The 13,988-nt window shown below is 61.2% G+C and carries 13 protein-coding genes; 8 read left to right on the plus strand and 5 right to left on the minus strand.

Translation table 11 applies throughout. The annotated features are described in order from the left end of the window. Nucleotides 1–85: 85 nt before the first annotated feature. Entirely contained in the window at nt 86–1,363 is a 1,278-nt protein-coding gene (locus OES25_06735; protein ID MDH3627339.1) for a sigma-70 family RNA polymerase sigma factor, read from the plus strand. A 39-nt stretch (nt 1,364–1,402) separates the two neighbouring features. Next, nucleotides 1,403–2,632 (plus strand): spondin domain-containing protein, encoded by a 1,230-nt coding sequence (locus OES25_06740; GenBank protein ID MDH3627340.1) that lies wholly within the window; start codon nt 1,403–1,405, stop codon nt 2,630–2,632. 43 nt (nt 2,633–2,675) lie between these two features. Here OES25_06740 and OES25_06745 read toward each other — a convergent pair whose 3' ends face one another. Continuing rightward, the gene (locus OES25_06745) at nt 2,676–3,125 is read right to left on the minus strand and encodes a YaiI/YqxD family protein (protein MDH3627341.1); all 450 of its coding nucleotides are present in this window, start codon (nt 3,123–3,125) and stop codon (nt 2,676–2,678) included. A gap of 94 nt (nt 3,126–3,219) precedes the next feature. Between OES25_06745 and OES25_06750 the strand changes: the two genes are divergently transcribed. Next, nucleotides 3,220–3,735, plus strand: a complete 516-nt coding sequence (locus tag OES25_06750; protein MDH3627342.1) for a sulfur transferase domain-containing protein — start codon at nt 3,220–3,222, stop codon at nt 3,733–3,735. A 6-nt stretch (nt 3,736–3,741) separates the two neighbouring features. Here OES25_06750 and OES25_06755 read toward each other — a convergent pair whose 3' ends face one another. Beyond that, the gene (locus OES25_06755; protein MDH3627343.1) at nt 3,742–4,098 is read right to left on the minus strand and encodes a cytochrome c; all 357 of its coding nucleotides are present in this window, start codon (nt 4,096–4,098) and stop codon (nt 3,742–3,744) included. A 120-nt stretch (nt 4,099–4,218) separates the two neighbouring features. Here OES25_06755 and OES25_06760 point away from each other — a divergent pair, with 120 nt between their 5' ends. Continuing rightward, nucleotides 4,219–5,481: an amidohydrolase family protein gene (locus tag OES25_06760; GenBank protein ID MDH3627344.1), complete on the plus strand. Its 1,263-nt coding sequence runs from the start codon at nt 4,219–4,221 to the stop codon at nt 5,479–5,481. Nucleotides 5,482–5,594: 113 nt separating this feature from the next. Here OES25_06760 and OES25_06765 read toward each other — a convergent pair whose 3' ends face one another. Continuing rightward, nucleotides 5,595–6,014 carry a DUF393 domain-containing protein gene (locus OES25_06765; protein MDH3627345.1) on the minus strand — a complete coding sequence of 140 codons (420 nt, stop codon included), beginning with the start codon at nt 6,012–6,014 and terminating at the stop codon, nt 5,595–5,597. A gap of 39 nt (nt 6,015–6,053) precedes the next feature. Further along, nucleotides 6,054–7,055, minus strand: a complete 1,002-nt coding sequence (locus OES25_06770; GenBank protein MDH3627346.1) for a fatty acid desaturase — start codon at nt 7,053–7,055, stop codon at nt 6,054–6,056. 122 nt (nt 7,056–7,177) lie between these two features. Between OES25_06770 and OES25_06775 the strand changes: the two genes are divergently transcribed. Beyond that, the gene (locus tag OES25_06775) at nt 7,178–8,209 is read left to right on the plus strand and encodes a rod shape-determining protein (protein MDH3627347.1); all 1,032 of its coding nucleotides are present in this window, start codon (nt 7,178–7,180) and stop codon (nt 8,207–8,209) included. A 3-nt stretch (nt 8,210–8,212) separates the two neighbouring features. After that, a complete protein-coding gene (locus OES25_06780) occupies nt 8,213–9,118 on the plus strand; it encodes a glutathione S-transferase family protein (protein MDH3627348.1) in 906 nt (301 codons plus the stop codon). A gap of 41 nt (nt 9,119–9,159) precedes the next feature. Here OES25_06780 and OES25_06785 read toward each other — a convergent pair whose 3' ends face one another. Then, entirely contained in the window at nt 9,160–10,257 is a 1,098-nt protein-coding gene (locus OES25_06785; protein MDH3627349.1) for a serine/threonine-protein phosphatase, read from the minus strand. Nucleotides 10,258–10,899: 642 nt separating this feature from the next. Here OES25_06785 and OES25_06790 point away from each other — a divergent pair. Continuing rightward, the gene (locus OES25_06790; protein ID MDH3627350.1) at nt 10,900–11,184 is read left to right on the plus strand and encodes a chaperone NapD; all 285 of its coding nucleotides are present in this window, start codon (nt 10,900–10,902) and stop codon (nt 11,182–11,184) included. Nucleotides 11,185–11,235: 51 nt separating this feature from the next. Then, nucleotides 11,236–13,983 (plus strand): nitrate reductase catalytic subunit NapA, encoded by a 2,748-nt coding sequence (gene napA / locus OES25_06795; GenBank protein ID MDH3627351.1) that lies wholly within the window; start codon nt 11,236–11,238, stop codon nt 13,981–13,983. Nucleotides 13,984–13,988 lie beyond the last annotated feature (5 nt).

Here is a 13,988-nt window from a genome sequence, read left to right on the forward strand (position 1 = left end):
GAACGAGGGAACTCTGTACAGTGGTTTTCTCGACGGGAAAACCTTGTAACACGGCGCCATTAGGGGCACGCGCTCGGGAGACCGGATGGCCGAAGAGCGACCGGAAGTCGGTCCGCCTCAACCTGAAAGCGCCGGGGACAATTTGCGCGTCTATCTCAAGGAGATGGGCGCCGTCCCGCTTCTCACTCGACAGGCCGAGATCGTCCTGGCCCGTGCCATGGAACGGGGCGAGCGACGGATCGTCTCTACCCTCGCCCAGTTCCCGGTGATCGAAGACGAACTCCGTGGGATCCTGGAACAGCTGCGCAGCGGCGACCTGGCCGCCGGTTACTACTTCGAGGGCGATGGGGCTGCCTCCAACACCCGACTCCGCAAGGCTTCCAAGTCGATCGAGCGGCTTCTCGAGGCACTGACGGAAGTCCGACGCCTCGAGAACCGACGTCATCGACTGAAGCCCGGCGGACCGGCCCATCGACGGGCGTCGTGGGACGGTGCCCGTCGCCGCGTCATGGCCGCCCGAGAGCTGCGCACCCTCAGTTTCAGTGGCGAGACCCTCTCTCGATTCGCCCGAACTGCCCTCCACGACGGCGGGCATCCCGGCTGGTCCAAGCGGGTCCTACGCGGCCGCCTCGAGAACGAGCGGGCCAAGGAGACGCTGATCCGCAGCAACCTCCGACTGGTCGTCTCGATCGCCAAGAAATACGCCCACCGCGGTGTCAACTTCCTGGATCTGATTCAGGAAGGCAACATCGGTCTGATGCGCGCCGTCGAGAAATTTGAATACCGTCGCGGCTACAAGTTCTCGACCTACGCGACCTGGTGGGTTCGTCAGGCGGTCAGCCGGGCCATCGCCGATCAGTCCCGTACCATCCGGGTGCCGGTTCACATGAACGAAGTCATCGCCAATGTGACGCGGGTACAGACCGCGTTGGTGCAGGACTATGGACGCGAGCCCACCCACGAAGAGATCGCAACCGAGCTCGGTATCTCCATCGACAAGGTGCGACAGGGGCTTCGTGTCGGTCGTGCCGCGGTGTCGCTGGACAAACCCGTGGGCGACGACGACGGTATCTCGATCCGCGATTTGATTCAGGACCACACCGAGGTCTCACCGTTCCAGAGGGCCGTGTGGTCCAACCTGCGCTCGCGAACACAGTCAGCCCTCAAGTGCCTGACAGCACGGGAGGCGCGAATCATCCAGATGCGCTTCGGCGTGGGCGGTGGACGGCGTCATACACTAGACGAGATCGGCACGGCGTTCATGCTGACCCGTGAGCGGATCCGTCAGATAGAGTCCAAGGCGTTGGCGAAGTTACGTCGCAGCTCTCGAACCGAGGCCCTTCGCACCTTCATCGCGGAGTAGGTCGCTGCCCGCGGGCATAACTTTCGGTACATTAGTGTTATGACAAGCATGAAACAGATCGGCCTGATTCTGGTGCTGTTGGTCTCGTCCACGGTTTTCGCCGCCGACGTGACCTATCGCGTGACGTTTGAAGCGACGTGGTCGTCGACGACCCATCCGAACAGCTTTCCCCCAAACCCCCATTTCTCTCCGCCGGTCGGTGCGGCGCACAACGACGACGCGGTTTTCTGGAGTGTCGGTAGCCTGGCCAGCGATGGTATCGAGTCCATGGCCGAGACCGGCGCAACCGGGACGATGGTCTCCGAGATCGGAGACGCGATCGCTCTGGGTCAGGTTTTCGGCGCTGCGGTGATTGCCGGGGGCGTCGGTTCTCCGGGTATCGTCGCCAGGGACTTCGACATCACTCTGGAGTACTCACGATTCACCTTCGTGACGATGATCGCACCAAGCCCCGACTGGTTCGTCGGGACCTCGGGATTGGAGCTACGGGTCAACGGTCTGTGGCGTGACAATCTGGTCATCGATCTCTACGTCCACGACGCGGGCACCGACAGCGGACCGTCGTACGTGTCGACGAACTTCAATACGAATCCCGCCATCCCGATCTCTGTGATTGACACCCCGCCCCTCGCGACCGGCGGGTACGCCCCACCGGTCGGCACGTACACTTTCGCGGTACAGGCTGTTGAAGGACGACCGCCCTACGACGATGACGACATGGATGGCTGGACCAATCTTCGTGAGGCCGGCGTCGGCACCGACCCATTTCTTGAGGACACCGACGTCGATACGATCTTCGATCCCGTCGACAACTGCCCGACCCTCGCCAATGGTAGCCAACTGGACTTCGATAGCGACAAGATCGGCGATCTCTGTGACAACTGTCCGTCGACGGCCAATGCGTCTCAGTCGGACGGCAACGACGATGGTCTCGGCGACCATTGCGATCTGGGTGACGGCCGCGTCCTGTTCACCTCCGTGACCCGGACCTCACAGAGCTGGCAGAACGACTCCGCCTTCTCTGACTACAACGTCTACCGCGGCAATCTTCAGGTGCTGCGCGGAGGGGGCGAGTACACCCAGGACCCCGCGGCCGGCGACGTAGAGACGTTCTGTGGCGTGGGTACGGCGTCGTTGAATGACGGCTACCTGCCCGCACCGGGAAGCGGTGTCTTCTACCTCGTAACGGGGATCGTCGGGACGACGGAGCAGAGTCTGGGAGAGAACAGCGACGGCGTCAGCCGTCCGAACTCCCGCCCTTGCCCCTGACGGTGCCGTGTTCCGATGAAATCGAGATAGAGCTTGATGGTCGTCACTTGACGTACCGCGTAAGGAGTTGATCAAGCCCGTTGGCAAAATCCTGTTTGTCCGCCTGGCCAAGGGTCGCCGGTCCACCGGTCTCCATCCCCGTGCTTCGCAGCTGATCCATCAGATCCCGCATCGCCAGCCTTTCGCGAATATTTTCTTCGGTGAACTGCTCCCCCCGATGTCCCAGCGCGTGGGCCCCCTTCTTGACGACGGCCGCCGCCAGCGGGATGTCTGCCGTCACAACCAGATCGCCGGGCTCCATCATCTGGACGATGCGATGGTCGGCCTCATCGAAACCTTGCGGCACCTTGATCGAGTGCAGGTAGGGCGATCGTGGCGTATGCATCGGCCGGTTGGCGACGATCGTCAGATGGGTCTTCACCCTCTCCGCCGCGCGGAAGAGAATCTCCTTGATCGCCCGAGGACACGCATCACCGTCGACCCAGATGTGCACGATTGATTCCGCCTCGCCGCCCTTGAGATTCTCCTCGGACCAGGGCGATCCACAGTCTACCGAGGTACACTCCCCTCTGTCAGGAGGAGACGACATGCTTGCACATAAGAAGCGAATCTGGATTCCCCTACTGGGGGTCCTCATCGGCCTGGCCTGCGCCGGGACACCCACCGAGATCAGGAACCTCCGCGAACCGATTCCCGGTGTCTGGGTCGGTGGGCAGCCGACACGAGAGCAGCTGGAAGCGCTGGCCGACGACGGTTTCAAGACCATCGTCAACCTGCGGCAACTCGATGAAGACGGTGCCTGGGACGAGACATCTCTGGTCGAAGAACTGGGGATGCAGTTCCTGCACATCCCGATCGGCGGTGCCGAGGGATTCCATCGCGAGAACGCGGAACGGCTGGCAGCCGTGGTGGATGACCCGGCACGACAACCGGCTTTGATCCACTGTGCCAGCGGCAACCGAGTCGGCGCCCTGTTCGCCGTCAAGGCCGTAGCCCTCGACAACGCGACCGACGAGGAGGCGCTGACGCTGGGTCGCGCCGCCGGTCTCACTCGCCTTGCGGATCAGATGCCGGAGATTCTCGCCTCGCTGAAAGCGAACTGAGGACCGCTATTCGACGGCCTTCAACGTGCCGATCCACGCGACGATGCGCTCCAACTCTTCGTCGGTGCCCTTGAATTCCTTCTTGTGGTCGTTGCCATCAAGTTGGATCTTGCGACTGAGGAAGCCCGTCATCCACTCCGCGTCACGACCCCCGGCCGGAAGCGCCGGGCCAATCATCTTCTCGGACTTGATCTTCGCTTCGATCTCAAACTCCGGAACCGCGTGACACATGTTGCACTTCTGGGCGATGAACGTCGCCTGTCCATCGGGGGCACCCGGCTCGTAGGCCATGGCCGTCGAGAGACAACCCAGAGTCATCAGGAAAGCTAACGTCACCCATAGCGTTGTTGATCGAATCTTCATCTGTCACCTCTCGGAAAACATCGGTTGTGTAAATGCTGTGTCACTAATGATACCAGCGACGTCAGCCGGCTGTGGACAGGGTCGATCCATAATGCCAAGATCCCCGTACTGGAGGTCCCGATGGTGTTTCGACGGCTGACGCTTGTACTCTCTCTCTTCCTGGCGTGCGGTACGCCGCTCTGGGCCGGGCCACAGATCCTCCGCGCCGCACGGATGCTCGACGTCGACAGCGGCAAGATCCTCTCGCCGGCGGTCATCGTCGTACAGGAAAATCATATCTCGGCGGTCAACCCGGAGCAACTTCCGGTCGATGCCACGACGATCGACCTGGGGGATGTGACCCTCCTCCCGGGCCTGATGGACATGCACACCCATCTGACCTTCGCCCTGGAGGGGCACTGGGTCCACCGGGACGTCGAAGAATCGGCCTCGGACGCGGTTCTGCGTGGCGTGAAGCACGCCCGTGTGACGCTTCACGCGGGGTTCACGACGGTGCGAAACGTCGGCTCCGGTGGCTTCGGCGGCGTCGCGTTGATGCGTGCTATCGAGCGCAACGACATCGAGGGGCCGCGGATCGTACCGGCGGCTCACTCCCTTGGCGTCACCGGCGGGCACTGCGATACCACCGGCTACGCACCGGGAATCCAGGAACTGGACTACCGACAGGGGGTCGCCGACGGAGTCGATGAGGTCGTCAAGGCCGTCCGCTACCAGATCAAGCACGGTGCGAAGGTCATCAAGACGTGTGCGACCGCCGGCGTGTTGTCCTTCGAGGAGACGGTCGGCGCTCAGCAGTACAGCGACGACGAGCTACGCGCGATGGTCGACGAGGCCGACCGTCACGGCATCAAGGTCGCAGCCCACGCCCACGGCGCCGAGGGCATCCTCGCGGCGGTCAAGGCCGGCGTGGCGTCCATCGAACACGGCTCGATGCTGACCGACGAGATCCTCGGAGAGATGAAACAGCGCGGTACCTACCTGGTGCCGACCACCTACCTCGTGGGCGCCATCGACATGGATAATCTGCCGGCGCCGATCCGTGCCAAGGCAGAGTTCATCCTTCCCCGGGCGGTGGATAGCCTGCAGCGCGCCATCAAGGCGAGGATCAACATCGCGTTCGGAACCGACGCCGCCGTCTATCCCCACGGCGACAACGGCAGAGAGTTCGCCGTCCTCGTTCAGCGCGGCATGTCTCCTCTGGAGGCGATCCGCACGGCGACGATCCACTCGGCGGATCTCCTGGGCGTGGACGATCGGGGCCGTATCCGGAAGGGTCTGCTGGCAGATCTGGTTGCTGTTCCCGGAAACCCGCTGGAGGAGATCGGTGTGATGGAGCAGGTCGTCTTCGTGATGAAGGACGGGGTGGTTGCCAAGCAACCCTGATCCTCGTCGTCGCTCTCGTTCTCGAAGTCACCGCCGCCACAGGGGAAGTGCGCCTGGTTGAGGTCGATACATCGCCGAGGAAGTATACGAAGATCTTGGTGCCGGGTCAGGGACTACGAATCGTCCACGTCGACTTTACGAGCCTGGGGAATCGAGCACGCCTCGGTACAGCCAAAGACGTGACTGATCACGTAACGATTTCGTGCGACTCGCCTGTAGACCCACTCGGCGATCCAGATCACACCGGGAAACCAGAGCAGGAGCCAGAGAGGGAACAGCAGCGGAATGCGTAAGGAGAGATGGCGGAACGCCCGGGCCGCACGATGGATCTTGCCCCTGGGCGTAATGCAGTGGATCGCCTCGAGCTTCTGCTCATGGGTCAGGTCGGGGACCAACTCTGCCGTCTCCGGGTGAGAGAGCGGCATCAGCCGGATCGTGTCGAACCAATCCAGCCTGGTGAAGACTCGCATCTGAGCGGAGCACATGCCACAGGTGTCGTCATACAGCAGCTTGTCCTGTGTGGCCCGACCCATGACGCCTCCCGTCTACCATCAATATACGGGACCGGGATCTTACGGCAACTGACTGAACCCGATCAATTTGCCCCGTTGCTCGTCCCACAGCTTCAAACGGGCACACTTCAGACTCTCACGCATCGTGAGCCGAGTGACCTGCTGCAACTCCGGATTCTCACGGACACACTGCTGAAGTCGATAGTTGGGGATGCGGCTCGAGAGATGATGAACGTGGTGGATACCGATGTTGCCGGTCAACCAGTGAAGCAGCCGAGGAAGATCGTAGTGCGAGGCGCCCTTCAGTCCCGCCTTGTGGAAGTTCCAGCCGTCGTTGTTCTCCCAGTAGGTGTCCTCGAACTGATGCTGGATGTAGAACAACCAGATCCCCAACGAACCGGCGAATACGATGATCGGCAACTCGACGACCAGGAACGGCTTCAGGCCGATGGTCAGCGCCGCGATCGTCATGACGGCAGCGATGGCCAGGTTTGTCAGGAAGACGCTGGCCCACTCCTTTTTCCACGACCACGGCGTCGCCGCAGGAAAACGGTGACGAAGGATGAACTCGTAAAACGGTCCGAAGATGAATAACACCAGGGGTGTGCGATACATCCGGTACTTGAATTGGCCCCAGCGGTCGAGGGCCAGGTACTCGTTGACGGTCAGCGTCGTGACGTCACCGAAGCCACGATGATCCAGATCGCCCGAGGACGCGTGGTGGAGTGCGTGTGTCCGACGCCAGTAGGTGTAGGGGGTCAGCGTGACGACTCCCAGGATCGAACCGAGGATCGTATTGGCGGTCTTGGACCGGAAGAACGACCCATGCCCGCAGTCGTGTTGGATGATGAACAACCGAGCCTGCAGACCGGTGGTAGGAATCGCAAGCAACAGGGTCAGCCAGTAAGAGATCTCCAGGCTGCGATACATCAGGAACCACATGATGCCAAACAGCACCACGGTGTTGATCAGCTGAAACAGGCTTCGTCCAACGCTGGGTCGGGCGTACGGTCCAAGGATTTCGCCCCAGCTTCGGGGCTTGCCGCCTGTGGCGTCCTTCACGATGGGTCTCCAGCGACGGGTCGGGGAAAACAATCAAGAACGTTGAGAATAACGCCCTCGCACCCGGCTGGCAACGGCCGACGGCAGTATTTCCCGCCCTCGACTATGATGGTTGATCGATCATGCGCTGGCTACCGGGCACGCTCCTATCCCTGTTTTCAAACGACCTGGCCATTGACCTGGGGACGGCGAACTCCCTCGTCTTCTGTAAGGGCGTGGGGATCGTCCTCAGCGAGCCCTCGATCATCGCCGTCAATGAGAAAACCGGCGAAGTCGTGGCGGTCGGCGTCCGTGCCAAGGAGATGCTGGGCCGCACGCCGGGCAATATCAAGCTCGTCCGTCCGATGAAGGACGGCGTCATCGCCGACTTCGAGCATGCGGAGAAGATGCTCTCCAGCTTCATCACCCGGGTCCACAAGCGCTCGATCGGGGTGCGACCGCGGATCGTCATCGGTGTCCCCAGCGAGATCACCCCTGTCGAGAAGCGCGCCGTGCACGACGCCGCCACCAACGCCAAGGCCGCCGAGGTGTTCCTGGTCGAGCAGTCGATGATGGCCGCCATCGGTGCCGGACTGCCGATCAACGAACCCGTCGGCAGCATGGTCCTCGATATCGGCGGTGGCACCGCCGATGTTGCCGTCATCTCGATGGCCGGCATCGTCTACTCGAAGGCGATCCGTGTCGCCGGCAACAAGATGGACGAGAGTGTCAGCCACTACATCAAACGAAAGTACAACCTGCTTATCGGTGAACGGACCGCCGAGGAGATCAAGATCAAACTCGGTTCGGCCTATCCTCAAGAAGAGGAGAGCACCATCGAGGTCAAGGGTCGCGACCTGGTGGAAGGCGTACCGAAGAGCATCACCATCTCCGACGAGGAGATCCGCGAGGCGTTGTCGGAACCGGTGGCCACCATCATCGAGGGCGTGCGTTACGCGCTGGAACATACGCCGCCGGAGCTTGCCGCCGACATCGTCGATCACGGAATCGTGTTGACCGGTGGCGGCGCGCTGCTGCGTGGGTTGGATGAACGGTTGCGACAGGAAACGGGACTGCCGGTCTTTATCGCCGACGAGCCGCTCACGTGTGTCGTGATGGGAACCGGCAAGATCCTCGACGATTTCGACCTGCTCTCCCGGGTCTCTCTGGGGTAGAGCATGGCAGATGACGCAATGACGGTGACTCCCCAGTTCAAGAAGGAATGTTCGCCCACTGGCGAGTATCTACGGCAAGAGAGTGCGTTCCGCCGCTCGGTGAAGGCCGAGGCCGGCCGCTATCATCTTTATGTCAGTTACGCCTGCCCCTGGGCTCACCGCGCCATCATCGTCCGCAAGCTGAAAGGTCTAGAGGATGCGATCTCGTTGTCCGTGGTGGACCCAATCCGCGACGAGCGAGGCTGGACGTTCGGGGACACCGGCGGTGAGTTCGCCGACCCGATCAATGGGTTCAAGTTTCTGATGGAGGCCTACCAGGCCACCGATGCTTCCTTCGATGGCCGTCCCAGCGTTCCTGTGCTGTGGGACAAGAAGGAAGGCGTCATCGTCAACAACGAGTCGGCGGAAGTGATCCGGATGTTGGACTGCGAGTTCCACGATCTGGGCAATCGAACGGTGGATCTCTATCCGGTGGATCATCACGAAGAGATCGATCGGATCAACAAGCGGGTCTATCGCGAGATCAACAACGGCGTCTATCGTTGCGGGTTTGCGACGACGCAACGGGCCTATGATCGGGCGTTCGATACGTTGTTTTCTGCGTTGGACTGGGTCGAGTCGTTGCTGGCGGAGCGACGCTTCCTTGTCGGCGACGTCTGCACCGAGGCGGACTGGCGGTTGTTCACGACGCTGGTTCGGTTTGACGCGGTCTATGTGGGGCACTTCAAGTGCAACTTGCGGCGGATCGCGGACTATCCGCATCTGTCACGGTATCTGGCGGAGTTGGTCGCGGTGCCGGGGGTGGCGGAGACCATCAACATGGATCACATCAAGCGGCATTACTACGTGACGCATCGGGCGATCAATCCGACGGAGATTGTGCCGAAGGGGCCGGAGTTGTCTTTTTAGGGGCCGGGAGCCCCCGGCACTTCCCGCTGCCGGCGTCCAACCTAGCGAAGTCGCACGAGCAGCAGCGAGCGATCGTCGTCCTGCGCCCCGTGGGCCCGGGTCAGCTGCAGCACGGCCTCAGCGATTTGCTCTAGCGGCTGGTCGCGACGCTCCCCGATGGTCGTCTCGATCACGGCGTTCCCGAGCTGTTCACCACTCGCGTCTTCGGTCTCATTGAGGCCGTCCGTGTAGGCCGCGAGCAGATCGCCGGGCTCTACGTCGACCGTATCCGTGCTACAGCTTTGCGGGAACAACCCCAGCGGGAGATGCCGGCTGCCGAGCTTCGCGGGCTCTTTGACGCCCGGCCGGTAGTGCAGCACCCCTGAGTGGCCGGCGACGGCGAACTCCAGGCCGCCGCCCTCACGCGGAACACGAACGCCTGCGAACGTGGTGTACATCTCGGACGTCGTTACCTGCTCCAGCAGCGCGTTCAACCCGGTCAACGTCTCACCCAGCGGTCGCGGCGACTGCAGCAGCGCACGAAAGGCCGATTTGACCATCCCCATCACGACGCCGGCGCGAACGCCATGCCCCGAGACGTCGGCGACGAAGATGTCGGTCCCTCGTCCGTGCTCGACCACGTCGATCAGGTCGCCACCCATTTCGCTCGAGGCGATCGACACGCCATGAACCTCGAAACGGTCGCTCTGCGTGCTGATCGGAGGTGCAAGCGTCTCGTGGATCTGCCGGGCCAGCTCCATCTCCGTCTTGAGGCGCAGCGTGGTGCGACCTTGGCCGGTGATGAACACGACGAACAGCACGTAGCCGGCGACGATCGCCGCGGTCGTGGCCACGCCTTCCCAGGACACCGTGCCGCGAACTCGAGCCAGACCGAAGGCGAGGATCATGCCCAGTTGAAAGAAAACGATGCCGGCGATGCACCATCGCGAAAACGTGAAAGTCGCCGCCCAGGAGACGGCGACTCCGCCGGACAGAGCCCAGATCAACGCCATCCAACCGATCTCGGGAACCGGTTCCGACATCGAGATCGGCAACAACGCCACCGGAGCGAAGATGAAGAAGACCGCAATGAAGAACAGCAACGTAGCTCGGCCAGGGACGAGATCGAAAAAGCTGGGCTGATTCGTGGCAGAAGTCATGGGACACTCACTCTGTATCGATCGGAAACGGCCTGGGTTGCCAGGGGAGTATAGGACGGCGTTCGCGAAAGCCGCCCCCCCGTCGTTGGCGGAACTGTCCTTCCTCAAAACTATGCACCCAGCATAACGCAGCGGTAGGGGCAGTGAGCGATGTGTCGGGGCGGCGGTGTCGGTGAGGAGTGACTAGGAAGCTCTGGGCGGGTCAGGTCGATCTGTGGCGTGGAGTGGGTTTCTGGCTCTCCGTGAGCGCCCAGATATTGGGTGCGGGCAAGGCCGGGAATTCTACTTCTGTAATTGAATCGGTCTAGTGGGGGCAGGTCACCCGTACTCCGTGAGTTTCGAAAAAAAGCGCTTGTTCCTCTTACCCGCAAAGAGATCGCGTTCGCTCCCAGGCGATCGCCGGCTACGAAGCCGCTCAATCGAACTACGTGGCCCACTTCAAGACGCCGGCGCTGGTCGTCACGGGGGAGAGCCGCCCTACGACCCGCAGGAGTTCCTGCGAAATCGAGTGTTCAAAACTGAGGACTGACATCGAATTATTCGACTTCAACGCTCCATAAGAACGCCCGTCCAGCCCTGTCTGCATTTGTTGGCGATCACTATAATGATGCAGCGACAAAAATTCCCGCTCGGGAGAATACGATGAATGTGTCTGGAATTCTGGTGGTTGTCTCGGTGACCGACGTCGGCTCGTCGGTCGAGAGGCTGGCGGCACTACCCGGTGTCGATGTGCATCACATCGACGAGGAGACCGGGCGGATCATCGTCACCCAGGAAGCCGAATCGGTCCACGATGAGGTCGAGTGTCTGAAGACGCTCAAGAGATTGCCCGGTGTAATCCTGGCCGAGATGGTTCACCACAATTTTGAGGATGACCGCAAAGTGTTCGACGACATTCCTACCGTGCCGACGATGCTTCGGGATTGAGCCGTCGCATTCTGCAAACACGTCACTATTTCAACTGCGAGGAGTTCGAAGATGGATCGGAAACGTCGAGACTTTCTGAAGGCTAGTGTCGCCGCCAGTGCCGCAGTCGCCATCGGACTGCCCATGACCTCCGAGGCCCTGGCGAAGGCCGGATCCGCCGAGTTGGGCTGGCGATGGGACAAAGGCGTCTGTCGTTTCTGTGGCACCGGGTGCGGGATTCTGATCGGAACCAAGGACGGTCGGGTCGTGGGTACCAAGGGCGACCCCGACGCACCGGTTAACCGTGGTCTGAACTGCGTCAAGGGCTACTTCAACGGCAAGATCCAGTACGGCAAGGACCGTCTGACCCGGCCGCTATTGCGTATGACCGACGGCAAGTTCGACAAGCAGGGCGAGTTCACACCGGTGAGCTGGGAGCGGGCCTACGACGAGATGGAGCTGCAGTTCAAGAAGCATTACGAAAAGCTCGGCCCCGCAGGCGTCGCCATCATGGGCTCGGGTCAATACACAATTCAGGAAGGTTACGCTGCGACCAAACTGATGAAGGCCGGTTTCCGCAGTAACAACATCGACCCCAACGCCCGGCATTGTATGGCGTCTGCGGTCGTCGGTTTCATCCAGACCTTCGGTATCGACGAGCCCTCCGGCAACTACGACGACATCGAGCAGACCGACACGATCATCACCTGGGGCGGCAACATGGCCGAGATGCACCCGATTCTGTGGTCCCGCGCCGCAGACCGAAAGCTCTCGGATCCCGAGCGAGTGAAGGTCGTCAACCTGACAACGGTCAGCAACGAGTGCTCGAACCTCGCCGATCTCGAGATCGTGTTCAAACCCGGTACCGACCTGGCGATCTGGAATTACGTGGCACGGGAGATCGTCAAGCGCGAGGCCTGGGATGACGCGTTCGTCAAGAAGCATTGCGTCTTCGCCACCGGTCCTTACGACATCGGCTATGGCATGCGAGCGACCGACAAGTTTGCCATGGATGCCGAGAAGGACACCCTGGCCAAGGAACTCGAGGTCACCCTCGACAAGTACGAGGCAATTGCCCAACGCAAGACACCCGGCGAGAAAATCAAACAGACCCACACCAAGAAATCGGTCAAACATTGGATGATCAGCTTCGACGAATTTAAGAAGGGCGTCGAGCCGTACACGTTAGGGTTTGTCGCTGAGCTTTCGAAGGGTGATGTCGATGAATCTCTCGACTCATACAGCAAGAAGCTGAAGCAACTAGCCGATCTCTACATCGAGAAAAATCGCAAGGCCGTATCGTTCTGGACGATGGGCTTCAACCAGCACTACCGAGGCAGCTGGGTCAACGAGCAGGCCTACATGGTTCACCTGCTACTCGGAAAACAGGCTCAGCCGGGCAACGGCGCCTTCTCACTGACCGGCCAACCGTCGGCCTGTGGCACGGCTCGGGAGGTCGGAACGTTTGCCCATCGATTGCCTGCGGACATGGTGGTGACCAATCCGGGGCATCGCGCGCGTTCCGAGAAGTTATGGAATCTTCCGGACAAGACACTCAACCCCAAGGTCGGCAGCCACATCACCAAGATCATGCGGGATCTCGAAGATGGGCAGGTTGGTTTCGCCTGGGTGCAGGTCAATAACCCGTTCCAGGCCACGGCAAACGCCAACCACTGGATCAGTGCCGCACGGGAGATGGACAATTTCATCGTTGTATCCGACCCCTACCCGACGATCTCGGGCAAGGTCGCCGATTTGATCTTGCCCTCGGCGATGATCTTCGAGAAATGGGGCGGCTACGGCAATGCCGAACGCAGGACCCAGTTGTGGCGCGAGCAGGTCCCACCCCCTGGCGAGGCGCGCAGCGACGTCTGGCAGGTCCTGGAATTTGCGAAGCGATTCAAACTCTCCGAGGTCTGGGGTCAGAAGAACGTTCCCGGCCTGTCGGCAGATGGTTTCGCAGACGGCGAACTTCCGGACGTGCTACTTGCGGCGGAGGAAATGGGTTACACCGGCGACAGCACGTTGTACGACGTCCTCTTCGCTACCGAAACCAACAAGTCAGTCGCCTGGCCCGATCCGGTGGCCGGAGGACACGACAACAGCACGGTCAAGGTGATGGACGGCGACAAGTGGTTCGTCGAGAAAGCACTGTTCGAGGAGTACGCCGCGTTTGGTCGCGGACACCAGCACGACCTGGCGTCGTTTGATGTCTACTATCAAGACGATGTCCGCGGTCTCAAATGGCCCGTCGTCGACGGCAAGGAGACCCAGTGGCGATTCAACGAACAGTACGATCCCTACGTGACGAAGGGCGCCGGTTTCGAGTTTTATGGAAAGGCCTTGAAGGCGCTGCCGACTGGAAACCTGGACGGCGTGACCGATCCCGAGAAGCAAAAGCTCACCGGTAAGGCGAAGATCTTTTTCCGACCCTATGCCGCGCCACCCGAGCAACCAGACGACAACTATGACCTGTGGCTATCCACCGGGCGTGTACTCGAGCATTGGCACACAGGCACGATGACTCGGCGGGTGCCGGAGCTGCACCGCGCCGTGCCGGCGGCGCAGGTCTTCATGCACCCCACCGACGCGAAAGGCCGGGAACTGGCCCGCAACGACGTCGCCTGGGTCGAGTCACGCCGCGGCAAGGTCAAGGCGGTGGTCGAGACCCAGGGGCGCAACCGGCCACCGAAGGGTTACACCTTCGTTCCGTTCTTTGACGAGGCAGTCTTCATTAACAAGGTCACACTCGATGCGACCTGCCCGCTGTCAAAGGAAATCGACTTCAAGAAATGTGCGGTGAAGATCTACAAGGCGTGAGGAGA

The sequence above is a fragment of the Acidobacteriota bacterium genome (assembly GCA_029861955.1).
Taxonomy (GTDB): Bacteria; Acidobacteriota; Polarisedimenticolia; order Polarisedimenticolales; family Polarisedimenticolaceae; genus JAOTYK01.

Coding starts and splice junctions, on each gene's coding strand:
- OES25_06735 (MDH3627339.1), top strand. CDS start 86: ATGGCCGAAGAGCGACCGGAAGTCGGTCCGCCTCAACCTGAAAGCGCC.
- OES25_06740 (MDH3627340.1), top strand. CDS start 1,403: ATGACAAGCATGAAACAGATCGGCCTGATTCTGGTGCTGTTGGTCTCG.
- OES25_06750 (MDH3627342.1), top strand. CDS start 3,220: ATGCTTGCACATAAGAAGCGAATCTGGATTCCCCTACTGGGGGTCCTC.
- OES25_06755 (MDH3627343.1), bottom strand. CDS start 4,098: ATGAAGATTCGATCAACAACGCTATGGGTGACGTTAGCTTTCCTGATG.
- OES25_06760 (MDH3627344.1), top strand. CDS start 4,219: ATGGTGTTTCGACGGCTGACGCTTGTACTCTCTCTCTTCCTGGCGTGC.
- OES25_06765 (MDH3627345.1), bottom strand. CDS start 6,014: ATGGGTCGGGCCACACAGGACAAGCTGCTGTATGACGACACCTGTGGC.
- OES25_06775 (MDH3627347.1), top strand. CDS start 7,178: ATGCGCTGGCTACCGGGCACGCTCCTATCCCTGTTTTCAAACGACCTG.
- OES25_06780 (MDH3627348.1), top strand. CDS start 8,213: ATGGCAGATGACGCAATGACGGTGACTCCCCAGTTCAAGAAGGAATGT.
- OES25_06785 (MDH3627349.1), bottom strand. CDS start 10,257: ATGACTTCTGCCACGAATCAGCCCAGCTTTTTCGATCTCGTCCCTGGC.
- OES25_06790 (MDH3627350.1), top strand. CDS start 10,900: ATGAATGTGTCTGGAATTCTGGTGGTTGTCTCGGTGACCGACGTCGGC.
- napA (MDH3627351.1), top strand. CDS start 11,236: ATGGATCGGAAACGTCGAGACTTTCTGAAGGCTAGTGTCGCCGCCAGT.